Source organism: Ectobacillus sp. (genome assembly GCF_056992975.1).
On sequence record NZ_JBXKMX010000243.1, the window covers coordinates 1 to 24,850 of the forward strand.

At 36.1% G+C, this 24,850-nt stretch carries 22 protein-coding genes and 2 other annotated features; of the genes, 16 read left to right on the top strand and 6 right to left on the bottom strand.

Going from position 1 to position 24,850, the window contains the following annotated elements; translation table 11 throughout:
* The first annotated feature begins 373 nt into the window (after positions 1–373).
* Together AC11ZT_RS11100 and AC11ZT_RS11105 are read left to right on the top strand one after the other, a co-directional pair.
* Positions 374–2,881, top strand: a complete 2,508-nt coding sequence (locus tag AC11ZT_RS11100) for a U32 family peptidase (RefSeq protein ID WP_484059653.1) — start codon at positions 374–376, stop codon at positions 2,879–2,881.
* Between the two features lie 345 nt (positions 2,882–3,226).
* Complete coding sequence (locus AC11ZT_RS11105) at positions 3,227–3,781, top strand: mismatch-specific DNA-glycosylase (RefSeq protein ID WP_484059654.1); 555 nt, start codon at positions 3,227–3,229, stop codon at positions 3,779–3,781.
* A 57-nt stretch (positions 3,782–3,838) separates the two neighbouring features.
* Here AC11ZT_RS11105 and AC11ZT_RS11110 read toward each other — a convergent pair whose 3' ends face one another.
* A complete protein-coding gene (locus AC11ZT_RS11110; RefSeq protein WP_484059655.1) occupies positions 3,839–4,159 on the bottom strand; it encodes a hypothetical protein in 321 nt (106 codons plus the stop codon).
* A gap of 227 nt (positions 4,160–4,386) precedes the next feature.
* Here AC11ZT_RS11110 and AC11ZT_RS11115 point away from each other — a divergent pair, with 227 nt between their 5' ends.
* Positions 4,387–4,779: a thiol-disulfide oxidoreductase DCC family protein gene (locus tag AC11ZT_RS11115; RefSeq protein ID WP_484059656.1), complete on the top strand. Its 393-nt coding sequence runs from the start codon at positions 4,387–4,389 to the stop codon at positions 4,777–4,779.
* A 44-nt stretch (positions 4,780–4,823) separates the two neighbouring features.
* Here AC11ZT_RS11115 and AC11ZT_RS11120 read toward each other — a convergent pair whose 3' ends face one another.
* Positions 4,824–5,606, bottom strand: a complete 783-nt coding sequence (locus tag AC11ZT_RS11120) for a DUF1836 domain-containing protein (protein WP_484059657.1) — start codon at positions 5,604–5,606, stop codon at positions 4,824–4,826.
* Positions 5,607–5,829: 223 nt separating this feature from the next.
* On the opposite strand from AC11ZT_RS11120, the gene AC11ZT_RS11125 reads away from it, so the two are divergent.
* Together AC11ZT_RS11125 and AC11ZT_RS11130 are read left to right on the top strand one after the other, a co-directional pair.
* Positions 5,830–6,249: a hypothetical protein gene (locus AC11ZT_RS11125; RefSeq protein WP_484059658.1), complete on the top strand. Its 420-nt coding sequence runs from the start codon at positions 5,830–5,832 to the stop codon at positions 6,247–6,249.
* Positions 6,237–6,545: a YxcD family protein gene (locus tag AC11ZT_RS11130; protein ID WP_484059659.1), complete on the top strand. Its 309-nt coding sequence runs from the start codon at positions 6,237–6,239 to the stop codon at positions 6,543–6,545. The genes AC11ZT_RS11125 and AC11ZT_RS11130 overlap by 13 nt, the downstream gene beginning before the upstream one ends.
* A 106-nt stretch (positions 6,546–6,651) precedes the next feature.
* On the opposite strand, the gene AC11ZT_RS11135 is transcribed toward AC11ZT_RS11130, so the two are convergent.
* Positions 6,652–7,167, bottom strand: a complete 516-nt coding sequence (locus tag AC11ZT_RS11135) for an acyl-CoA thioesterase (protein WP_484059660.1) — start codon at positions 7,165–7,167, stop codon at positions 6,652–6,654.
* Between the two features lie 549 nt (positions 7,168–7,716).
* Here AC11ZT_RS11135 and AC11ZT_RS11140 point away from each other — a divergent pair.
* The 10 genes from AC11ZT_RS11140 (at position 7,717) to AC11ZT_RS11185 (ending at position 21,912) form a co-directional block, all read left to right on the top strand.
* On the top strand, positions 7,717–8,364 hold the full coding sequence (locus AC11ZT_RS11140; protein ID WP_484059661.1) for a DUF2306 domain-containing protein: 648 nt from the start codon (positions 7,717–7,719) through the stop codon (positions 8,362–8,364).
* A gap of 38 nt (positions 8,365–8,402) precedes the next feature.
* Positions 8,403–9,029, top strand: a complete 627-nt coding sequence (locus AC11ZT_RS11145) for a VC0807 family protein (protein WP_484059662.1) — start codon at positions 8,403–8,405, stop codon at positions 9,027–9,029.
* 269 nt (positions 9,030–9,298) lie between these two features.
* Positions 9,299–12,004 (top strand): GTP-binding protein, encoded by a 2,706-nt coding sequence (locus tag AC11ZT_RS11150; RefSeq protein WP_484059663.1) that lies wholly within the window; start codon positions 9,299–9,301, stop codon positions 12,002–12,004.
* A gap of 177 nt (positions 12,005–12,181) precedes the next feature.
* Positions 12,182–13,045, top strand: a complete 864-nt coding sequence (locus tag AC11ZT_RS11155) for a DegV family protein (protein ID WP_484059664.1) — start codon at positions 12,182–12,184, stop codon at positions 13,043–13,045.
* A 141-nt stretch (positions 13,046–13,186) separates the two neighbouring features.
* Positions 13,187–14,944 (top strand): ATP-binding protein, encoded by a 1,758-nt coding sequence (locus tag AC11ZT_RS11160; RefSeq protein WP_484059665.1) that lies wholly within the window; start codon positions 13,187–13,189, stop codon positions 14,942–14,944.
* Positions 14,945–15,032: 88 nt separating this feature from the next.
* Positions 15,033–15,262 (top strand) — a binding site (T-box leader).
* 42 nt (positions 15,263–15,304) lie between these two features.
* Positions 15,305–15,529, top strand: a binding site (T-box leader).
* Positions 15,530–15,795: 266 nt separating this feature from the next.
* On the top strand, positions 15,796–16,893 hold the full coding sequence (locus tag AC11ZT_RS11165; RefSeq protein ID WP_484059666.1) for a bifunctional 3-deoxy-7-phosphoheptulonate synthase/chorismate mutase: 1,098 nt from the start codon (positions 15,796–15,798) through the stop codon (positions 16,891–16,893).
* A 104-nt stretch (positions 16,894–16,997) separates the two neighbouring features.
* Positions 16,998–18,164 (top strand): chorismate synthase, encoded by a 1,167-nt coding sequence (gene aroC, locus AC11ZT_RS11170; protein ID WP_484059667.1) that lies wholly within the window; start codon positions 16,998–17,000, stop codon positions 18,162–18,164.
* A gap of 77 nt (positions 18,165–18,241) precedes the next feature.
* Positions 18,242–19,342: a prephenate dehydrogenase gene (locus AC11ZT_RS11175; protein ID WP_484059668.1), complete on the top strand. Its 1,101-nt coding sequence runs from the start codon at positions 18,242–18,244 to the stop codon at positions 19,340–19,342.
* 13 nt (positions 19,343–19,355) lie between these two features.
* Positions 19,356–20,642, top strand: a complete 1,287-nt coding sequence (gene aroA, locus AC11ZT_RS11180) for a 3-phosphoshikimate 1-carboxyvinyltransferase (protein ID WP_484059669.1) — start codon at positions 19,356–19,358, stop codon at positions 20,640–20,642.
* Positions 20,643–20,814: 172 nt separating this feature from the next.
* Positions 20,815–21,912, top strand: coding sequence for an AbrB family transcriptional regulator (locus AC11ZT_RS11185; protein WP_484059670.1), 1,098 nt, complete (start codon positions 20,815–20,817; stop codon positions 21,910–21,912).
* A 184-nt stretch (positions 21,913–22,096) separates the two neighbouring features.
* Here the strand turns inward: AC11ZT_RS11185 and AC11ZT_RS11190 are convergent, their stop codons facing one another.
* Together AC11ZT_RS11190 and AC11ZT_RS11195 are read right to left on the bottom strand one after the other, a co-directional pair.
* Positions 22,097–23,290 carry an MFS transporter gene (locus tag AC11ZT_RS11190; protein ID WP_484059671.1) on the bottom strand — a complete coding sequence of 398 codons (1,194 nt, stop codon included), beginning with the start codon at positions 23,288–23,290 and terminating at the stop codon, positions 22,097–22,099.
* Between the two features lie 32 nt (positions 23,291–23,322).
* Positions 23,323–23,742: a MarR family winged helix-turn-helix transcriptional regulator gene (locus AC11ZT_RS11195; RefSeq protein ID WP_484059672.1), complete on the bottom strand. Its 420-nt coding sequence runs from the start codon at positions 23,740–23,742 to the stop codon at positions 23,323–23,325.
* A 164-nt stretch (positions 23,743–23,906) separates the two neighbouring features.
* Between AC11ZT_RS11195 and AC11ZT_RS11200 the strand changes: the two genes are divergently transcribed.
* On the top strand, positions 23,907–24,530 hold the full coding sequence (locus AC11ZT_RS11200) for an NUDIX hydrolase (protein WP_484059673.1): 624 nt from the start codon (positions 23,907–23,909) through the stop codon (positions 24,528–24,530).
* Positions 24,531–24,598: 68 nt separating this feature from the next.
* Here AC11ZT_RS11200 and AC11ZT_RS11205 read toward each other — a convergent pair.
* A partial coding sequence (locus AC11ZT_RS11205) for a spore coat protein (protein ID WP_484059674.1) occupies positions 24,599–24,850 on the bottom strand: 252 nt, incomplete at its 5' end.

Consider the following 24,850-nt stretch of genomic DNA (forward strand, 5'->3'; position numbering starts at 1 on the left):
TGGCTGAAACGCTTGCATGCGATCTGATAATACCATTTTCATAGTTGAAACGCTCCTCTATTTTCCATGTATGAGCTTTATTTTATCACAATTCTTTATGGAAAATAACCTCTCCATTTTTATATCAGTTTATCGTTATTTCATACTTTATAGGATTTAGGAAGAAGATGCTGCAATCTTTGCAGTGCAGTTTTTGACTAATATACTTGAAAGTATCAGAATAAAAAAGAAAATCCACTAAATATAAGAACCATATTCGCTATGTAGCAAAACCCAAGATAAAGCCGAAAAGAGAAAAAGATGATAAAATAGTAATGATTGTGTTTATAATATTATAAATAGAAATGAAGGTAAGTAGGAAGGATTGAGACGTTTGAAACGTATTACGAGAGATACAATTGAATTACTAGCACCTGCTGGGAATTGGGAATGTCTACGGGCAGCGGTTGCAAATGGAGCAGATGCTGTTTTTTTTGGAGTGGAAAAATTTAATGCACGTGTTCGTGCGAAAAATTTCCAAATGGATGAATTGCCAAACATTATGGCATATCTTCATAAGTATAATGTACGTGGGTATGTAACGCTTAATATTTTAATTTTTGAAAATGAATTGAATGATGCAAAATCCCTAGTAGAAGCGTGCATAGACGCCGGAGTAGATGCACTGATTGTGCAAGATGTAGGATTGGTGCAATTAATTAGGGAGATTTCACCTGATTTTCCGATTCACGGCTCTACACAAATGACAATTACATCACCTGAAGCGATTGATTTTTTTAACCCATATGACTTAGAAGTCGTAGTACTTGGACGTGAAAATAATTTAAAACAAATTCAAACGATTTCCAAGAAAACGGCAATGCCTCTTGAAGTATTCGTTCACGGTGCTCTTTGTGTATCCTATTCTGGGCAGTGTTTAACATCTGAAATGTGGGGCGGACGGTCAGCAAATCGAGGCGAATGTGCACAAGCCTGCAGATTACCTTACGATTTAATGGTGGATGGACAAAAGAAGGAAATGGGAAATCTTGCTTATGTACTTTCTCCGAAAGATTTGGCCGCTCTTGATATAATTCCGGAAATGATTGAAGCTGGTGTTTCTTCTTTTAAAATAGAAGGCCGTCTCAAATCACCAGAATATGTTGCAAATGTAGTTAGTAAATATCGGAATGCAATTGACGAATATATTGCTGGAAGAAAATATCAACCTTCAAAAGAAGAAATACGTGAGCTTCAGCAAAGTTTCAGTAGAGGGTTTACACACGGATTTTTAGAAGGTACAAATAATAAAAAGCTACTTGATGGAACGTTTCCAAAAAGCCGGGGCGTTTATTTGGGAACTGTAAGCAATGTATTAAAAGATGCAGTTGTTTGTAAACTAGATGCACCTCTTAAGCGTGGGGACGGTATTGTATTTGATGCTGGACGTCCAGAAGAGAAAGAAGAGGGCGGAAGAGTCTATGATTTACGCAGAAATGGCAAGAAGGTAGAAGGAGAAGTACAAGGAGGTCTAATTGAAATTGTTCCAGGTCGACGAGATGTTGCAATTTCGAAAATCCATGTTGGCGATCGTATCTGGAAAACGAGTGATCAAGAACTTTCTAGATTATTGCAGAAAACATTTGAGGAAGAACGTGCACATCGATTATTTCCCATTCATATTAAGGCCTATGGTAAAGCGAATCACCCACTCGTTTCAGTATGGTATGATGAAGCGACAGACAACCACGTAACAATACAATCAGCAGATATGATGCAAGAGGCGAAAAAGCATCCGCTTACAGAAGATTATCTTCTAGAACAATGGGGACGTCTTGGGGGAACCATTTTCAAGCTTGATAAGGTTGAAATAAACTTGAGCGGAGAAGTAATGTTACCAGTAAAGGAACTAAATCGCATGCGTCGTGAGGCGATTGAGCAGTTACTATTACTTCGTGAAAAGCCGCCCGTATATGAAAAACGAAATGTAGAAGTCATAGCAGAGAAACCAGTAATAGAAACGAATATAGAACCACATCTCATTGCACTTTGTAGAACGATGGAGCAAGTAGAGGCAGCAAGCCGCGCGGATATTGACTACTTATATGCAGACTTTGAATTTACAACAGATTATCCGCAAGCTGTTCAAATTGCGCATGCAAATGGTAAAAGAATTGCACTTGCTACACCACGCATTCATATGCCTGGAGAAAACGGAATCTTAAATAGTATCGTGAAGGCGAACCCTGATAGCATACTTGTGCGCAGTCTAGGTGCACTACAGCATTATAAACAGCAACATTTAGATTTGCCTCTTATCGGTGATTTTTCACTTAACATTGCTAACCATAAAGCCGTTTCTGTCTTTTTAGAATCAGGATTATCGCGAGTGACACCATCTTATGATTTAAACATCCAGCAGATGATGGATATGCTTGCGGTAACGCAAAGTGACAAGCTAGAAATGGTTATTCATCAGCATTTACCTATGTTCCATACAGAGCACTGTGTATATTGTACGTTTTTAAGTAAAGGCACGGATTTTACAAACTGCGGTCGTCCGTGTGAAAAGCATCGCATATCCTTGCAAGATCGCCTTGGGATGCATCATCCTGTTCGTGTGGATGTAGGGTGCCGTAATACCGTATACAATGCGATCGAGCAGTCTGGAGCTGAATATATTTCTCATTTTGTCGAAGAAGGTGTTCGCCATTTTCGCATAGAGTTTTTAGAAGAAGATGCAAAAGACGTCAGAAAAGTCATAACTCTCTATCGCGAAGCACTGAGAGGCGAACGAACAGGTACAAGTGTATGGAGATCGTTAAAAGCAACGAACCAACTAGGCGTAACACGAGGTCAACTTATCAATAAAGAGAACATAAGTAGAACAACCAATAAATAAATTAAATGGAAAACCTCTTCTCATTAAATAGGGAGGAGGTTTTGTTTCTATATGAAACTGATAATTTCATATACCGTATGGAGTTACAAAAAATAAAATAATTAATGAAAGAAGAGATAAATGAAATGAATTTTAGCCGCTTTCATTGCTGCGGAACATGTACACATTTTCGGGTGGAGAAAGATGAAGGAAAAACTAAATATAAATGTGGTCGATTGCAGTATGAAACAAAACCGAAGTATCAATTCAGTTGCTGGCAACCAAGGGAACACATAATTGCACTGATGAAAAAAGAGAAAACTACTAGCAAAAAGGATGAATTTTAAATAGAGGAGTATGGTGTCGATGAAAGATTTCGAGAAAGAAACGCTACCAACATACGTAAAAGAAGGCTTAACTGTACTTTTTTGCGGAATAAATCCAGGTCGTATTTCTGCAATAAAAGGCTATCACTATGCTAATCCAGGGAATGTTTTTTGGCGTGGGTTACACGTGGGCGGTCTCACCCCTTATCAGCTAAAGCCAGAGGAAACCATGTCGCTACTTCATTATGGATATGGTATTACGGATTTAGTAGCAAGGCCAAGCCGGTCTTCATCTAATCTTCGAAAGAAGGATTATGATGAGGGTAGGATTCACTTTCAAAAGTTGGTATCATTTTATAAGCCAAAGGTGGTTTGCTTTAATGGTATTACTGCCTTTCGCGAAGCAGTACGGGCACGAACGGTTTCCCTCGGCCTTCAAACGAATATGTACTTTGGTGATGATAAGTGGGAAGGATGTTATGTTTTTGTAGTTCCTTCTACTAGCGGGGCAAATGCCAGTTATACGAGAGAAGAAAAGGTTGATTCTTTCAAAGAACTTACCACTTTTTTAAGAAAAAAAGGTTGGCTTCATTAATTTGAAGCCAACCTTTTATACACCAAAAACATGTAATCTATTATTTCTAAGTTTCTCTTACTCGGAAATAACTTCATATTCGTCTTCTTCTAGAATCAGGATTGTTGTATTCATTCCTTTGTTTTCAACTATAATAACATCATAGGCACCTAAATTACGCAATTTACTTGCGGATGCATTTACGATCCCTTCTATAGAATCGATTAAAATGTCTTCTTCCATGTATGAATCTGGCAAGGACATATCTTCTGTTTCAAGTACGCGTGTATAGAATAGGCGTAGCATTTCCTCATTTGGATTTTGTTCTTCTACATCAATTGCGTGTTTAACTTGAGGCAATTGTTCTTCTAGAGGTTGATAAACGCGTATTTTAGTCATCTTAAATCTCCTTTATTTTTAATAAGTCCCTTATATTATACACAGGATTTGTCCTATCTTGGCGGTTGCTAAGGAAAAATGTATCAGTATTTGTCTCATTCTGCGGTTCCCTAGGAAATAGAATCGCTATTTCCTGAATTCCTTTTGAGATCCGATGGGTATCGCACTGTAGTGAAATTTCTTATTTGGAAAGTTTATAATCCATTTTGTAATAGGGTGGTGAAACTATGTCTTCCATTATTTTGTTTGACGGTGTATGTAATTTTTGTAATCGTAGTATTCAATTTATTATTAAAAGAGATCAACATGCAACGTTTCAATTTGCCTCCTTACAAAGCGATATAGGAAAAAAACTAATATTAGATAATGTCCTACCGACATATGTTGACAGTGTCATTTTAATCGAGGATGAACTGGTTTATATGAAATCCACGGCTGCTTTGAAAATATGTAAAAGGCTAAATGGAGCTTGGCGACTTCTTTATATAGGTATTCTTATACCTAGGCCGATTCGAGATTTCGTTTATGATTATATAGCAAATCATCGCTATCAATGGTTTGGAAAGTCAACCAGTTGCATCGTACCGTCTAAGGAAATACGAAAAAGATTTTTAGATTAAGTGTAAATATAATCTTGCATTTACACTTAATCTAAAAATGGCACTCATTCAGGTGACGCTAACTCGCCTACATTATGTAGAAACAATGTAGCAGATAGATACCGTTTAGCCATCATCTGAAAATAAGCGGTGTGTACAGATAGGGATGCGATGACAATAATATTTGTGATTGCTTCATGCTGCCCTTTCGTTGCATGCTGGAATGTACGGGATAGTTCTTTTGCTTTACGTTCAATTGAAATTTCTATTTTCTGAATGGCGGTATGTAAATCCTTATTATCCGATAAATAAGTATAATCTGTATTTAGTTCTTGAAAAAGAGAAGAATACGCTGCGTATAACCGCACTGGATTGATTAAATCATCTTCCTGATCTGAGGGATCATTGACAATAAGCTGAAGTAACTTTCGAATCGAATCAAAGTCTAGAGCTGTTTTTAAATCTTCTACTATAAATAATAGGGCTGCTTGTTCAATCGAATACTTTTTCCCTTTTTGCGGGGAACCAATCATTTCTTTTATATCACGCTTCACCCAATTTTGCAGGGTGGTAATGGAGAAATTTGTATTTTCAATTTGCCTTCCCAATTCCGCAATTTCATTTAAAGATAACCCCATATCATATTCTTCATACTTTATTAATTTTTCAAATATTGCGGGAAGTGTAGTTGTCGCAAATGTTTTTATTAATGGTTCTTTATTCTGTTGTACCGTACGACTTACCATCCAAACATCTTGCAAAATAGAAAGAGCGGATTTTGAGTTCCATCCCTTTAATGAAAGAAGGAGGTCAGCCATCTCGTTCCTTGTTAGCTGAAAAGTGTTCATTTGTGTATCCTCCAGAAATATACGTTCTTATGAACTCATATTATTATTTGTTACCCATAAAGTCAATGTGCAGTGATTGTTAGATCTTACTTTTAAAATTAAATATATTTTTCTTGCATATTACAACATAAGTTCATATAATAAGTTCATAAGAACTTAAATAGACAAGCATATCTACATGAATTACAAATCCATTATTATCGGAAAAAGGGGATACAAAAGAATGAAGAAAAAAATGATTGCTTTACTTACTGCATTTACTTTTGCCTTTGCTGCATTTAGTTTTGCAACTTTAAATGTTGCACAGGCGAAAGGGTATTCATCAGGAAAAAGCTCTTATTCACCAAGTCAAAATACAACCACACCAAACAAGAGCCAAAGTTCAAATGTTCAGCAATCTTCTACAAAACCGGCATCAACCTCTGCTGCTTCTACTAGTAAAGGCGGCATGATGAAGGGGCTTCTTCTTGGGGGAATTGGTGGATTGTTAATGGGAAGTTTATTTGCTGGTCTAGGACCAATTGGAACAGGTTTATCCCTGATTATCAATTTATTATTGTTTGCGGGCGTTATAATGTTACTTGTGAGTGCATTTAAAGCTTTTAAAAACCGACGTAAGGATCAAGAAGCATGGAAACGTTAAAAATTTCAGAACAAGAAATTATAAATTCTATATGTATATACATTGCAGATAAACGTCAAGTTACACCTGCAGAAGTAATAGTTGAGTTAAAGTATGATGATGAATATGGATATTCTGCTGAAGTAGAAGTAAATGGTCGATCTCAAATACTAATTCAAGCAAATATGATTGAGGCGCTTCGTATGTGGCTAGATGAGCGTGGTATTGATCCGTTTTCAGCACGATTGCAACTCGCCCTTGAAGACAGCGAAGGGATCGTTGCTTACGCTAGCTTTGATAAAGAATATGTAGAATAAAAAAGGAAGAGTCACTCGACTCTTCCTTTTTTTACGATTCAACGCTTAATAAAAGAGCGATCCATTTGGATTGCTCTTTGTACTTATTTGATATTCATAGTTGTTACTACACTAACCATGGCTTTTGGACATTTATGAATTCAGCTAATTTTTTACTATGTTGTCTATTATCTTTACGTCTTTTTGCACGTTCTTCTGCTGATTGGTGTAAATATTTTTCTTCTTCTGTTTCGGGTATAACTGGCGCAACTTCTGCAGGTTTTCCGTTTTCATCAATCGCAACAAAGGTAAGAAAGCTAGTTGCTGCAATTTTGCGTTCTCCGGTAAGAATATTTTCAGCTGTAATTTTAACAAACACTTCCATTGAAGTTCTACCAGTCCATGTTACGTATGCTTCAAGACAAACTGAATCAGCTTTTGTAATTGGACATAAAAAGTCAACAGAGTCCGTTGAAGCAGTAACGGTTGTGTATCTAGCATGTCTTCCTGCGGCAATAGATGCCACATCATCAATCCAACTCATTAAGCGTCCACCAAATAATGTATTATGGCTATTTGTATCATTAGGGAAAACACGGCTTGTTTTAATGGATTTGCTTTCTTTGCAATATTTAGGTTTCATAAGTAAATACACCTCTATTTTAAATAGTGTAATGCGAGAACATTGTACATCATTTTCTAAAAAAAATGGTGTGAAACGCTTGTACCCGAGATACCAAACACAAGTAATATACTCACACTACTTATATAATATTAGTTATACTGATATAAGTCTACTATTTTGATTTAATAAAAATATTTGGAAAGTAATTGAAAACGTATACAAAAATTATTGTTGGGTTTAATCGTTAAATTGGAGAAAGCGCTTTATTTTATGACCTCCTTGAATACAATTGAAAATGAGAATCACAATGAAAATAAGGAGAAAGGTTTCTTGATAAAATTATAATAAGAAAACGTATTGTTTGGATTTATGAGTAAATGGACTATACTTATTTTCTTATTTTTCATAAATGTGTTATGCGTATTTGTTATAAAGATATGATATGACCTCATCGCATCACGTTAAGGGATACATTCAATTGATGGAAAATAAATCTAAATATAGGATTGACTAGGGTTTTTTGGGTTTGTTATATTCAACTTAATAACAAATAAAGGAGGGCTTTCTTTGCAAACAATACAATGGAAAAAATATAGACCCGCAATCATTATGTATAGTATTATTTTTCTTTTTCTTATATATATTGTTTGGCAATTTATTCTTACTAGTCCACGTAATGCTCCACTGGCCATAGGAAAACATCAAATACCAAATTTTCCTTGGGCAATTTGGGAAAGTGTTTTGTATTTGCACATAACATGCGGAATACTGGCTTTAGTTATTGGACCTTTTCAATTTATCGAAACCTTACGGCAGAGAAATATTCGACTCCATCGAATGTTAGGTAGTATTTATGTATGGTCTATTTTAATAGCCTTTCCAATTAGTTGTTATTTAGCGTATTATGCTACAGGTGGAGTACCTTCTACAATTGCATTTACGGTTTTAAATATTTCTTGGATTACCGCAACGATCATGGCTCTTAAGAAAATTAAGGACCGTAATATTGCTGAACATCAAAACTGGATGTTACGAAGTTATGCAATTACATGGGTGTTCGTGACATTTCGCATGTTTATGCCACTTACCAGTATTCTTTTTGGTTTTAAACTTGGTTTTCCCATTGCAGTTTGGGTTGCACTCATTAGCAATATTTTGTTTATAGAATGGCGTATTTCAAAACGCAATGCAATGAAATTTACAAGTGCACTTTAAGAATTGTCTCATTAGTTTGCCAAAATGGAGGGGAACATATGTCCACACGATTACATATCGTTGTAACACTATTTATAAACGGTATCGTACCTTGGTTGTTATATGTTTTGTTATCCAGCTATATGACGAGCTTGCTTGCGTTATCGATAGCAACACTAGTACCGTTAGTAGAAAATATCTTATATATTGTTAAAAATAAAAAAATCGATGCTTTTGGTGCTATTATGCTTTTTACTTTTATAATAGCCATATTTCTCGTTCTTCTAGGTGGAAGTGAAAAACTTCTTTTAATTCGTGAATCTTTTATTACCGCCTCAGTGGGTTTGATTTTTCTCTTATCTCTTTTGTTTAAACGTCCCATTATATATTATCTTGCCCTTCGATTTACTGTTAAAAACAATGAATCTGATAAAAATATTTTTACAGAAAATTGGGCTATTCCCTATTTTCGTCAAGTAATTCGTATAATGACGACAGTATGGGGCGTAGCTCTTGTGCTAGAGGCAATTGTTAGGACATTCTTAGTATTCGAGCTTTCGACTGCGCAATTTTTATTTTTCTCCAATTTTGTCTTGTATGGTTTTATTGTGGCTACGATTTTTTGGACAGCGATGTATCGAAGACGTGCGAGTGAACGACTACAAGAAATTAAATTAAATAAGTAGCTTGTTTGATACTCTTTCTACCATGACATTATACCTAGAAAGAGTTTATTTTTTTCTAATTATTTATTCTAGTCTAAGTGGATCAATCAAGGATACAATCCGACATTTTTATGTAGAAATTGTACTTCTGCTGTAGTGGAAATGACATGTAATTGAAACGTAATACTAATGAGTTTTTGATAGAATGAACTGGAAAGCAAATAAAGTATAGAATAGCTTATGCTTCTTGAGAAAGAGCCATATGCAAACTTACACAGCGGGTGAAAAAAATGATTCTAGACAAGCAATTAATTGGGAAGACGTATTATGAGACATTTTTAAAGGATGGGGAGGACATCCATCCAGTTCAATCTTTAGGGGAAGAATATTACCGAGAATTAGGCAATGAAGAGACAGAATTAGCCTATATTCGTTTTGCGCAAGGTGAAGTGTATTACCACAATAAAGATTATGAAAGTGCAATTTTTAAATGGGAGCAAGTTCAGAACGATTTACAAGATTGGGCCAATAAAAATATAGCTGATGCATTATTTGATCTTGGAAAGCTTTCCAGTGCAGAAGAAAAATATAAATCCATTACGTCTGACTCAAAATCGTTAACTGTTGAAGTTCTATTGCAATTGTTTTCTTTGTATATGCTCCAAGAAAATGATTCCAAGGCAGATGAAGTAATTAAGCAAGCCGTTACGATTGCTCCTGATTATCCCAATGTTACTTCTTTAGCAAAATCATTTTATGAAACAAAAGAAGATTGGCAAAGTGCTGTTGTACTAGCTGTTCATGAAATGGTTCGAACCGAGTCCGTAGAGTGGGCTGATGTATTAAAACGGTATACGGATGACGACCATTTGTCTTCAAGCGAACCTAGCTATTTTACAAATGCACTCTTTACGCTTTTTAAAGTTGATGATGAAAGATTTAAGAAGCTAATTGTTTCATTATGGAAAAATTATAGAGTTAAGGACTCCTACTTGTCTTGGCTTGAGACGGTAAACCAAATATTTCTACAAATTGAAGTTCAACCTTATGAATCCTGGCATGGAGTGGTTAACCAATTTCGTGATACGTATAGAGAACTTCTTTCGGGTACAAGATACATTCGAACATTTCAACCAATCATGCCAAATCATTTGCAGAATTGGATCAAGCTCTCTGATGTATCAGAATCTTTGTTTGCGGCGGCTGCATTACTAGCTTGGGAGCAAGCCTTTCCTAATAGTATGAATGATACTATCATTACAGAAGCGCAGCAGCTTATGTACGAGTCTAATACGTATGAACATAGTTTGGAAGATAGTGTGAACCTGTTTAATGAAGTGCTCAGTTGGGCCGAGCAGAACGGGGTTTTTGTTTCCTTCAAGTGGAAATGGCACATTCAACAACTTCTCGATTTTAATTTGCAGTATGTTCTTCTAGCAGGGACACAGTCGAGCGGTAAGGAAAATGTAAAGGATATTCTTTTGGGAAAAATAATCGGAGAAAAATTTTCTACGAATGTTATGTATTTTCGTGATGATGCTCGTACATTCGCTCATTTAATTACAGATGACGGAGAAGAGGAATATTCTTCAGGGACATATGAAGAGAAGAATCTATATATAGATTCTCATTTTCCAAGCAGATTTTTAAATGAAAATAAAATTGTATTAATTGATATGCCTTCTATAAATGATTGGGAAATCAATCCATTGAATCATGCTTTATTTGCTGACACGATGTTTTTCGTTCTTCATGCACATTTGCCGTTCACGGATCTTGAGCGGGATCTTATTATGCATACGCAAGAGCAAGCCCCCCATGTACACATTCAGTTCTTGCTTAATAAAGCAGAATTACTTCATGATGCCAACGCACTGCATGAAGTGAAAGAACGTATTCATACGTATTTTCCAGATGCAAATGTCATACCATTTTCATCGCAGGAGGATATAAAGGATATTACTACATGTTTGGATTTAGATGAAAGTAAGCGGGATAGATTCAAGGAACGAATTGGACAGTTACAGCGAGTGATACGAAATTTGTTAGCGTATTTACTTGAAAAACGGGTTGAAGCTGAAAAATTACTAGTAGAATCAATCAATTGGAATGAAGATATGGTAGTAAAACTAAATGGATTAATTAATAATGTTTCATCATTGGAACAAGAAAAAAATACAGTTATCTTACAATCCTATAAGAGTATCAAAGAGAAAATTGCTGCTGATTTCACTGAACAAATCCCTGCCATTCTAAAGCAATGTAGTAAGCAAGTCAGTATAAATAGCGATTTTCGGATTATAGATAAGCAATTAAATGATAGCATGAATGAACAGATACAAAACTACGTAAACGATTCTGTCATGCCGAAATTTGTTAATTATATGTTGGATTGGATAAATAACTGTAAAGAAGAATTGACTACAAGCCAGCATTATCTTGATGAAACGAAAGAAACGTTTAACTCGTTGTACGAGGAGAATCGAATGATGCTCTGCTGTGATTTTAAAGTGTTAGATGATTGGAAAAGAGATGTAGACCGAATCATGCGCAGAGTGCATATCGATCATTTGAATATACTTTTAAAGTTTGATCCAACTTTATTCACATTAAAGAGTATAGGTAGCCTATTTGGTCGCATAGACCGTAGTAAAACCATGCTCTCCAATCAATATAAAAAGTATGTGGAGCAAAAGGATTATACTGAAATAAAGGATATTGTGATTCGTAAGTTTTTTGCAGAATTCGAATTATTTGAACGTGCACTTGAACAAGATGTTGCATTGTTTTTCCGAGAACCCATTGGAGAATTAAAACGGATGGTAGAAGAAACACATATCGGTATACAAAAAAGCCGTGATGAGTTAAATGAGATGAAGGCCAAACCAGAGATTTATCAAGATCCTATAACATTATTTAAAGTGCAATTACGACAACAAGAAATGATGTGGAATGTAGGGAATTTCCCAATTTTTGTTGATAATTCTAAAGTATAAAGATAAACGTTTAAAAGATGACTATAAAAATGGTATTCATTTTTATAGTCATCTTTTTTAAATAAAGGGATAAAAGAAATTTCCCACAATGGTATGTTTCACCCTATAATGAAAAGGACTTGTTTTACATATATTATTGATACTGGCATAATGATAGTAGAAAAGGTGGGGGATAGAATGACAGTAAAAATTATAACCGATAGTGCTTCGGACCTACCGAAGGAACTGGCCACGCAGTATAACATTGAGGTGCTACCACTTCGTGTGTACGATCAAGATGAAAATGAATATATCGATGGTGTTACTCTAGATTCTTACGATTTATTTCGTAATATGCGAGAAGGAAAGGTTTATAAAACATCTTTACCATCTTATGAAACTATACATCAAGTATTTTTAGATTACGCAAAGAAGGGAATGTCTTGCATCTATATAGCCTTCTCCTCCGAGTTATCAGGGACTTATCAATCTGCACAATTGGTTAAAATGGATGTTAAAGAGAAATATCCAGATTTTGATTTGCATATTTTTGATACAAAGTGTGCATCTATGGGCCAAGGACTTGTAGCAATTCGTGCTGCTCAGCTTTCTAAAGAAGGAAACTCCGCAGAAGCTATTCTATCGATTGTAAGTAAACTCGCTTCTCAAATGGAACACATTTTTACAGTAGATGATTTACAGTATCTCGTTCGCGGTGGAAGAGTCAGCAAGGTTGCTGGGTTTATAGGAGGATTACTTAATATTAAACCGCTTCTTCATGTAGAAAGCGGAAAGCTAATACCGCTTGAAAAATTACGAGGAAGAAAAAAAGTGTTTCATCGCATGGTTGAAATTATGGAACAAAGAGGAGAACATTTGATAAACCAAACGATTGGAATTAGTCATGGGGATGATATTGAGAGTGCAACATTATTAAAAAATATGATTCAGGAAAAATTTGGTTGTACTGATTTTGTAATCAGTACAATAGGAGCAGCCGTTGGGGCACATTCAGGACCCGGTACACTTGCCCTCTTCTTTTTAAATAAAATACATGATTAATATGCTATATTTCCTTTACTAGTAAAATGAAGTGCAAGCAAATATTGAGATATTTTCATAATTATGATAAGCTACTCTTTCCTCATGATGTGTTTTCCTATACAATCATAGTGGAAACTATTTGAAAAGGAAGTACGTTCTATGAATGAAATTATAAATCCGATGCTCATGTTTATTGCAATTATTTTAACAGTTATTGCTTCTTTTACCTCATTTGATTTACTTGTACTCATGAAAAGTACGGACAGAAACAAGCGATTTCTATTTTTAGGAAGTATCTTTTCAATGGGTATTGGAATTTGGGTTACAAACTTTTTTGGAGTTCTTGCACGTGATATGAATGCTATAAGTTCCTATCATTTATTAATTGCAGCTGCTTCAGCCTTAGCAGGGGTACTTTTAACTGGAGTTGCCTATTGTTGGCTATGTAAAAGTGATATCCGAAATATTGATGTGCTTACAACAAGCTTCATCATGACAGTTACAGCTTTATTGATTTTTGTAGGCAGTATGTACGGCATGAATGTAGACTTTCATATTGATGTATTTGTATCTATTCTTTCAGGTCTTATGATATTTCTTGCATTCTTTGCATCATTATGGATGCTTTTTCGTGCGAACAAAAAACAGAATAGTCTCTTGTGGTTAAAGCCACTTGGGGCCTGTTTAGTGACAGCATCTATTATTGAGAGCCATTTTTTATTAATGCAAGCTTCAATATTTCCTACAATACAAGAAACAAGTACACTTTCAGGAAATATATTAATGTATATGATGTTATTTGCTTCTATCCTAATATTAGGGAGTCTTGTTGTTTCTACAACAATTATTAGTAAACGTTTAACTGCAAGTGATACGTATTTAAGAGATTTTCAATATGCACTAGATGCTTCTTCGATTGTTGCGATTACGGATCCAAAAGGAACCATAACGTATGTGAATGATAAATTCGTTGAAATATCAAAATATAGCCGGCAAGAACTACTTGGTCAAAACCATAGTATTTTAAATTCCGGAGAACATCCAAAGGAATTCTTTAAAGCTATGTGGCAAACGATAGGGAATGGAAAGGTATGGAATGGGGAAATTCGCAATCGTGCCAAGGACGGTACATTGTATTGGGTAGATACAACAATTGTTCCCTTTTTAAATGAGAATAATAAACCTTATCAATATCTTGCTATCCGCAATGATATAACAGAACGTAAAAGAACAGAAGAAATGCTACGTCGTCAAGATAAGCTTGCGGCAATAGGACAAATGGCTGCTGGTATTGCTCATGAAATTCGAAATCCCTTAACCTCCATGAAGGGATATACTGAATTTTTGCAGTTAGATGAACATGATGATGAACGTAATGAGTATCTTTCTATAATTTTGGATGAGGTGGATCGAGTAAACGAGATTGTCGAAGATTTTCTCGTGTTAGCTAAACCTAAAGTTGTGCAGCTAAAGCGTCATAATGTTGTTGCAATCGTTCAACACGTCTTAGCGCTCATGCAGTTTGATGCAAGAAAAAAGGGTATTCGATTTATGCTAGATTTTAACTTTGAGAATATTCTGGTAGATTGCGATGAAAGTCGTTTAAAGCAGGTGTTTCTTAACTTTTTGAAAAATGGAATGGAAGCAATGCCGGGTGGCGGGGAGATTCGAGTCAATCTTCATGCTCATTCTGGTCATGTCCATATCTCAATTCAAGATACCGGTCTTGGAATTCCTAAAGATAAACTGAAGAAAATTGGAGAACCCTTTTTTACAACGAAGAAAAATGGAAATGGCCTCGGTCTGATGGTAAGCTTTAAAATTATTGAAGGACATAATGGTAAAATTGTTGTAGATAGCGAAATGAATATTGGAACCACATTCACTGTGATTTTACCGGTGCAAGAAATTGCATAGTACGAGTAAGGCTTAATTTTAAAAAATGTGTTGACAGTTTACTAAATAACAATCTATAATACAAATCATAGTAATTCAAAAAATTTAAACAATTGCGACGATGGGAACGAAGTAGTCTTTATTTCCAAGTTACAGAGAGCTGATGGTTGGTGCAAATCAGTACTGGAATAGAAACGAAATACAATCCTTGAGCATCTTTTTCGTAATAAAGAGAATTTTCTTTATGAAGGGAAAGACGGTCCTAGTGGATCGTTATCAAGTAAGAGTGGCAGATACGTCTGCAATTAGGGTGGTACCGCGATAATAATCGTCCCTACTGAGAAATCAGTAGGGGCTTTTTTATTATAGATCATTAATTTTATATATGTGTTGAAAGGAACAAAAGTAGTGGTTATCTCACTGTTACAGAGAGCTGATGGTTGGTGCAAATCAGTATATAGATAATCGTGAAGTACAATCCTGGAGCATTCTTTTCGAAATAGCATGGCTATCTAGGGGAGAACGGTCATATGAGATCGTTAACAAGTCAAAGAGGCAGACATTGTCTGCAAATAGGGTGGTACCGCGATAATAATCGTCCCTGTCATACATGACAGGGACGTTTTTTATAAACTATGGAAAGTATTCTTGTCTTAGAAAGGAGAACCAGTAAAAATTGTTTTAATGGAAATAAGAATCTCGCACATTCTTATATTCAATCATTCCAACACATCGAAAAATTCACTTTCCAAAATTAAATAATAGTACACTTTGGAAATAAAGGCAATAATCATTTAAAGATAGCTGATGTGTTTGTATTGTAAGTTTTCAATTGATAAAAATAAATCATATAAAAATCAGGAGGTAATACAATGACAACTCATGAATTAGATAACTTACGTAACAAAGTAGATGAAATTAACTTACAGCTTTTACAATTATTAAATGAACGTGCAAAGGTAGTAAAAAAAATTGGGGAACAAAAGAAAGTGCATGGTGTAAAACGTTTTGATCCAGTCAGAGAACGTCAAGTACTAGACATTATTGCGGAAAACAATGAAGGACCATTTGAAACGTCCACATTACAACATATTTTCAAAACAATCTTCAAAGCAAGTCTTGAGCTTCAAGAAGATGACCATCGTAAAGCGCTACTTGTATCACGTAAGAAGAAACCAGAAGATACAGTTGTTGAAGTCAAAGGTGTAAAAATTGGCGACGGAACGCAAACGTTTATTATGGGACCATGTGCGGTAGAAAGCTACGAACAAGTTCGCGAAGTTGCACAAGCAATGAAGCAACAAGGTTTAAAACTAATGAGAGGCGGAGCATTCAAACCTCGTACTTCTCCTTACGATTTCCAAGGGCTAGGTGTAGAAGGATTAGAAATTTTACGTAAAGTAGGAGATGAATTCGATTTAGGAATTATCAGTGAAATTCTAAATCCGAATGATATTGAAATGGCTCTTGATTATGTTGATGTCATTCAAATCGGAGCAAGAAATATGCAAAACTTCGATTTGTTAAAGGCAGCAGGAAAAGTTAAAAAACCAATTCTTCTAAAACGTGGACTATCTGCAACGATTGAGGAATTCATGTACGCTGCTGAATACATCATGTCCCAAGGGAATGATCAAATTATCTTATGTGAACGTGGTATTCGAACTTACGAAAAAGCAACAAGAAATACGCTTGATATTTCTGCTGTTCCAATTCTTAAGAAAGAAACACATTTACCAGTATTAGTTGATGTTGTGCATTCTACTGGAAGACGTGATCTTCTAATTCCGACTGCAAAAGCCGCACTAGCAATTGGTGCAGATGCAGTAATGGCAGAGGTTCATCCTGATCCAGCTGTTGCATTATCAGATTCAGCACAACAAATGAATATTCCACAATTCAATGATTTCATGAAAGAATTAAAGGAATTTCAAGCAAGATTAACTCCGCAACAATCTGTACAATCATAATTAATATTGATTACTATGTTTGAAAATAATCCTCCTTCTAGAATCTAGAAGGAGGAATCTATTATTAAAGAGAAAACAGATCGCCACTTTCAGGAGGTTTTAACATGAGATATATAACTGCGGGTGAGTCACACGGACCACAGCTAACTGTTATTATTGAAGGAGTACCAGCTGGTTTGTCGTTGACTGCTGAGGATATTAATATAGAGCTACAAAGAAGGCAAAAAGGGCACGGTAGAGGAAGACGAATGGTAATTGAAAAGGATCAAGTCAAAATTGTAAGCGGTGTTAGACATGGCTATACACTAGGTTCCCCAATTGCATTAGTCGTTGAAAACAAAGATTATACACACTGGACTAAAATTATGGGAGCAGGGCCAGTTTCCGATCAAGATTTAGAAGAAATGAAGCGAGTGATCACAAAACCTCGTCCCGGGCATGCTGATTTAAATGGTGCGATTAAATATGGTCATCGTGATATTCGAAATGTGTTGGAACGTTCTTCTGCTCGTGAAACGACTGTTCGCGTTGCAGCAGGTGCGGTGGCGAAAAAAATATTAAAAGAGTTAGGTATAAAAATTGCTGGACATGTTTTAGAAATTGGTGGTGTGGTAGATGAATCTCGTCATTATGAATCCATCGAAGAACTGCAGCACATCACAGAGGCTTCACCTGTTCGTTGCTTAGATGAAAAAGCCGGTGAAAAGATGATGAAAGCAATCGATGATGCAAAAGCGAATGGGGATTCGATTGGAGGGATAGTCGAAGTTATAGCGGAAGGTATGCCAACAGGAGTAGGTAGCTATGTGCATTACGATCGAAAGCTCGATGCAAAGCTGGCTTTTGCTATGATGAGTATAAATGCATTCAAGGGAGTAGAAATCGGAATCGGATTTGAAGCAGCAAAGAAGCCAGGCAGTGAAGTACATGACGAAATTATATGGAATGACGGATATGAACGAAAAACAAATCGTGCGGGTGGTATAGAAGGTGGCATGACAACGGGGATGCCAATTGTAATTCGCGGGGTGATGAAACCAATTCCTACTTTGTATAAACCTCTCCAAACGATTGACATTGAGACAAAAGAGCCATTTCAAGCGAGTGTGGAACGGTCAGATAGCTGTGCTGTACCAGCAGCAAGTGTTGTAGCTGAATCTGTAGTTGCATGGGAGCTTGCAAGTGCAATTGTTGATCAATTCGGAGTAGATCGTATGGATTTGATTGCACAAAACATTGCTAAGCACCGTGAATATAGTCAGACATTTTAATGTCAGGATTGTAGGTTTTTCAACGTAGTTACTTTATGTATGAAGTAGCACGGAAATAAACGTAAGGAATGATTTCGATGCCAAAACAGGTGCTTCTTGTTGGAACGGGTCTAATAGGTGGATCCATTGCCCTTGCTATAAAAAAAGAAAATGAAGTTTATATAGTAGGATATGATATTAATGAAGAGCAAGTACAACGCGCTAAGGAAATTGGTGTGATAGATGAAGTTGGTAGAAATGTGTTGGACGAAGCAGAGAAATCTGATGTTATCATTTTGGCTTCACCTGTAGAAGTTACTGTCTCATTGCTCGAACAGCTTGCCACTTGTCAATTACGTGAACATGTTATTATTACAGATGTTGGAAGCACCAAGGTAAAGATTATGCATGCAGCTTCTCAGCTTGCAGAGCGGGGAATAACTTTTATCGGTGGTCATCCAATGGCTGGTTCTCATAAGACTGGAGTTGAAAGTGCAAAAGCGCATTTGTTTGAAAATGCTTTTTATATTTTCACTCCTTTTCCTACCACACCGAAAGAAAAAGTAGAGCAATTAAAAGAATTACTAAAGGGGACACGTGCACATTTTCTAATTCTTGAACAAACGGAACATGATCATGTTACAGGAATTGTTAGTCATTTTCCTCATGTCATTGCTTCTGGCTTAGTTAAGCTTATACAGAAGCATGCAGATGAAAATGATTATGTGACAGCGCTGGCATCCGGAGGATTCCGAGATATTACGCGCATTGCATCGAGTAGTCCTAAGATGTGGACTGACATTGTAAAACAAAATCGTTCACAGCTAGTCACCCTTCTGCAGGAATGGATTGCTGAGATGAAACAAGTAGAAGAAATGATTGAGAGTGATAATGAAAAATGGATATATGATTTTTTTGCTCGTGCAAAGCAATTCCGTGACTCTTTGCCTGTAAATTCGAGTGGAGCGATTCCGTCTTATTTTGATTTGTATGTTGACGTTATTGACAAAGTTGGCGCCCTTGCTGATATTACATCCGTACTTGCAAAACACGAGATTAGTGTAAGTAATTTGCAAATTTTAGAGGCAAGAGAAGGATTACTTGGTGTATTACGAATTAGTTTTCAATCCGAGAAAGACCGCAGTCATGCTAAAGTCCAGTTAGAACACGAAAATTACCAAACATACGAGGTATTATAAGGAGAGTGAACGTATGCGAGTATTACATAGTAGTTTACAGGGATTAAATGGCGAATTGAAAGTGCCTGGAGATAAATCTATTTCACATCGTGCGGTTATGTTCGGCAGTATTGCAACGGGAACGACAAAAATTACAGGTTTCTTGCCAGGTGCTGATTGCCTAAGTACAATTGCATGTTTTCGAAAGCTTGGTGTTTCCATTACACAAGATCATGACTGTGTAGAAATAATAGGAAACGGTATTGATGGTTTGAAGGAAGCAAATGAAGTATTGGATGTTGGTAATTCAGGGACAACGATCCGTCTTATGCTAGGAATATTAGCAGGAACCTCGTTTCATTCTTGCCTGCAAGGTGATGAATCCATTGCAAAAAGACCAATGAAGCGTGTTACCAACCCGTTGCGCCAACTCGGAGCAAAGATTGATGGTAGACAAGAGGGAACCTATACTCCGCTTTCGATACGTGGCGGCAATTTAAAGGCAATTTCTTATCAATCGCCTGTTGCAAGCGCTCAAGTGAAATCGTCTATCTTACTTGCTGGTTTGCGTGCAGTAGGAGTAACTGCTGTTACTGAGCCCCATCTATCAAGAGATCATACAGAACGAATGCTTGAAGCATTTGGCGTCCATGTAAAAAGAGATGGAATGACGGTTATGATTGAAGGGGGACAGCAGCTAACCGGAACTACGATTGAAGTACCAGGTGATATTTCTTCAGCTGCATTCTTTTTAGTTGCAGGTTCTATTACACCAAATAGTAATATTCTATTACATGATGTTGGTGTAAACCAAACTCGTTCTGGTATTTTAGATGTGTTAGAAAGAATGGGTGCAAATATTGTAAAACAAAATAGTAATACAAGTTCATTTGAACCAAGAGCTGATTTGCGTGTCATGACTTCATCCTTACGCGGGACAGAAGTAAAGGGAGACGAAATTCCACGACTAATTGATGAAATTCCTATAATTGCACTAGCTGCTACGCAAGCAGAAGGAATCACGGTTATAAAAGATGCGAGTGAATTGAAGGTAAAAGAAACGGATCGCATTCAAACGGTTGTAGGGGAGCTAACTAAACTAGGTGCAAAAATTGAACCTACTGAGGATGGTATGATTATTTACGGTAAAACACCATTAAAAGGTGCGAAAGTAAATAGCCACGGAGATCACCGAATTGGAATGATGCTTGCAATCGCTAGTTGCATTGCAGAAGGAGAAATGGTCATTGAATCAGATGATGCCATTCAAGTTTCCTTTCCCGGCTTTTTTGAAACGTTGCAGGAACTAAAAAAAGATTAGGTAAAGTAAAACTCCCCTTAAATAGGGGATTTAAGCCTAGTTTATGGCCTAGTAATATGATTTTTGTAAATATAACAAAATAAAACTTAATAGATTCTTATCGAATTGTTCATGCTTCTTATATCTAATTTGATACAATAGTAATAAAGATATAAGTAAGGGATGCGATAATTTGCGACAGACAACTAGACAAGTGAATAATGATTGGAAAAGTACATTGCTTACATTTATAACGGCTGCAATAGGGGGAAGTGTTTTTGCTTGGCTACACATTCCACTTGCTTGGATGCTAGGACCTATTATCTTTATAGTTATCGCTAGATGGATATGGAAGATGAAAGTTGTATGGCCTAGCTACTATAGAAGTAGCGGACTTATTGTTCTTGGCTATACACTAGGTACATCGTTTACAAATGATGCATTACAGCATATCACTCATCAATTACCACTCATTTTTTCTTACACATTTTTATTGGTTTTAATTAGTTCTTTTATCGCTTGGCTGTTGTCGCTAGTTACGAATGTTTCATTTCGTACGGCAATCATTGGGTGTATTCCAGGTGGGCTTTCACAAATGGCAACGTTAGCAGAAGAAATACCGGGTGTAGATGTGGCAAACGTCATGCTTATGCAGACTATTCGTATCATGGGTATTGTGGGAATCGTTCCGTTACTAGCATCTTTGTTTCCGGTTACAGTGGAAACAAATCTACATCTTGCGATTAATCCAAGTAGTTTTTCCTTAGTTCATATGATATTTTATATTATATTTATTGGAATTGGAACCTGGATTGGACGACGAATTCATCTCCCTACGCCATACTTATTGTCACCAATGATTGTTACATCTATATTTGTACTAGTTGGATTTTCTCATCCAGCTATTCCTTCTTTTTTGACATTATTAGCCCAGTTGTTTGTCGGAACTCATTTAGGTGTCACCTTGCAAATTGAAAGTATAAAACGAGCGAAAGAAAATCTTATCTATTTTATTATAGGAACGTTGTTGCTAATATCTTTCGCGTTATTTGCTTCTTTTCTTTTTATGGGAATTGTACATAGTACTATGTTATCTACCTTTTTAAGTTTTGCACCAGGGGGTATTGCTGAAATGGGGACGACAGCGATAGCCATGCATGCTGATTTAGCGACCGTTATAAGCTTTCATTTGTTTCGGATCTTTTTTATTTTGCTACTCGTTACTCCTTCTTTAAGTTACATGTTTAGAAAAATTACGAAACGACAGCAAAAGTACGCTAAAAGTATATAATATTACATTAGTTAAAACCTCCAGACAAATGTCTGGAGGTTTTTTAAAATTAGATAATAAATTTCACTTACCGTATGTATTTTATAAAAAATATACAACATTCTATATATAACTCTTTAGACAGGAGGCATTATCAAAAAAAGAGGGCACTGAATGACTTTTTCAGTTCCCTCTGACATGTTTACTAAGCTGCCTGATGTTCATGCTTCAGAGCACTATCAACAGAATGATTTACGAACATCATAAATGAATTTATAATAAGAATACTCATCGTCACATAAAAGACCATATGAATATCCCAAATTGCAGCAATTTGACTTCCCATAAGTGGTCCTACAAAGTTACCTAAAAATAAGGAGGAAGTATTTAGTCCAAAAGCTGTAGCTTGCACTTCTGGAGGTGCAAGTTTTTTTACGAGCACATTCAAGGAAGGAATCATGCCACCTACAAATAACCCAAGAGTAAACCGGCCAATTAGTAACATTGTGATTCCACTGGCAAAAACTTGCGGAATAAACGACATAGCTGCCATGAATAATGAAAATGCCAATATTCTTCGTTGTCCAATTTTATCTCCGATTTTCCCTAAAGTAGGGGAGCCAACTAAATTTGCTATACCCGTTATCGAAACAACAAGCCCTGCGAGAAATTCAAGATGTACACCGTGATATAAGGTTTTTACATAAACAGTAGCAAGTGGCTCAATGCTCATCATGCCTAGATTTGTTATGAAGGATGCAATAAATACTGGAAACAATGGCTTCATCAAGGAAAAATGATTTATAGATGCGGCACCTGGTTCTCTTTGTTCATGATGGTCTTCATGCACAAAGAAGATGATGATAAAGCTGGCGAGAAATAGCAATCCTCCAGTAAGAAAGAACACAGAATGGTAACCCATATTTTCTGCAAGTACCCCTCCAAGTAATGGCCCGAGCAAAGAACCTGCGATAGAACCAGTTTGAAGCGTACCAAGTGCTCGGCCTGACTTAGCATCAGGTGTAACAGATGCCTGTAAGGAAACAGACATTGAAATAAATCCTGAAAAAATTCCGTTAATAATGCGAAGGATAAGTAATTGAAGTGGACTCGTAACCAATCCCATTAGAGCGGTCACAATCCCCATTCCAAATCCGGCACGTAAAAGCATAATCTTACGGCCATATTTATCTGCCATTGATCCCCAAAGGGGTTGAAATACAAAAGAAAATACAAATTGAGAAGCAAAAATCCATCCCGTCCACTTCTCAATAGCAGCTGTTTGATGAACACCTAATTGTTCAATATATAAAGGTAAAAAAGGTAATACGATGCTCATCCCCATCGCTGCAATAAAATCGGATATCCATAAAACCAATAACGTTCGTTTCCAAGTCAAGCTAACTACACCTTCTATTCTATTCCAATCCTTTATTCGGTTGCGCTTGCTCCAAGCTTAGCAAGTATATCACGCAAATATGTCTTTTGTTCTTGGGTTAATGTATTTGTCATATCTTGTTCAAATGTACGTACCGTCTGTTCAACGTATGGTAATTTTTCTTTTGCCATTTCGGTTAATTCTACAACTTTTTCACGTTTATCCGTTCCTAATTTTCTAACGATCCACCCGTTTTTTTCTAGACGCATAAGGGTTCTCGTAACTGTAGGAGCTTCTACATTTAAGTATCTCCACAACGAGGTTTGTGTCATTCCGCCATATTTTTGTAGACAAAATAAAATCGTCCACTGCGAATGGTAAAGTCCATGTTTTGATAATCTTTCATTCATTTCTTTTGTTAATAGCCGAGCTTTTTGATTTAATTCATGCATTAAAAGACTGTTTAAATCCATATTCTCATCCTTACCTAGGTAATTATTATTTTTTTACTTTATAGCAACTCCATAAATAAGTAAAGAATATTGTTTAAATAACAAGCTGTACATTATGATTGTGAATAAATATTGAATCCATTACAATTACGTTACGAGAAAAACTAACAAAGGGGTGAACATCTATGAAAATTGATGAGATGATGTTAAAGCTACAGAATCGGGATTCGAATATATTAGGAAATGAATCTGCATCCAAGTTTGCAATACTATTACCGCTTATCGAAATAAATGGTTGTGCTCACGTTTTATTTGAAGTCAGAGCACATGATTTAAGAAGACAGCCTGGAGAGATTTGTTTTCCTGGAGGAAAAATTGAGGAAACTGATAGAAATGAATGTGATACGGCCATTCGTGAAACGATGGAAGAGTTAGGAATACAAAGAGAGAGCATTCAAAATGTAATTCCTTTAGATTATATTCCTTCTTTTTTTGGTTCCATTATGTATCCATTTGTAGGGGTGCTGAAAGATTATGAACAGAGCAATTATAATCCTTCTGAGGTTGCGGAAGTATTTACTGTACCACTTTCTTATTTTCAAAATACACTGCCTGAGTCCTATACCATTTCTTTCAATGCAGAACCTGAACAAGGATTTCCGTTTCATCTTATAAATAACGGTGAAAATTATAATTGGCAAACAAGAGAGGTTCGTGAGTATTTTTATTTTTATAAGGACAAAGTGATTTGGGGATTAACGGCCCGAATTTTAAAACACTTTATGGATATCACGAAGAAGGATGTATAAATATAGCACACCATCAGTGAAGGAATATTCCTCCAACTGATGGTTGTAAACTTTATTTACTAGTAATACTATTGAACTCCCATGTACTGATGAATAAGTTGGTTCGTTTCGGTTTGCGTTTGACTACTACTTTGAATTTGCTTCGTAATTTCTGATGCGATTGCAGGAGAAGAAGCACTATACATGCCTTGCTGTGACATAAACGTATATAACTGTTCTTGAAGGTTTAAAGTATCCTGCAATAGTCCTTGAAATTGTTGACGAACCTCTTTGCAATTTGCCTCTGTTACAGCTGTAGCATATTCACTTGAAGTTCGTTT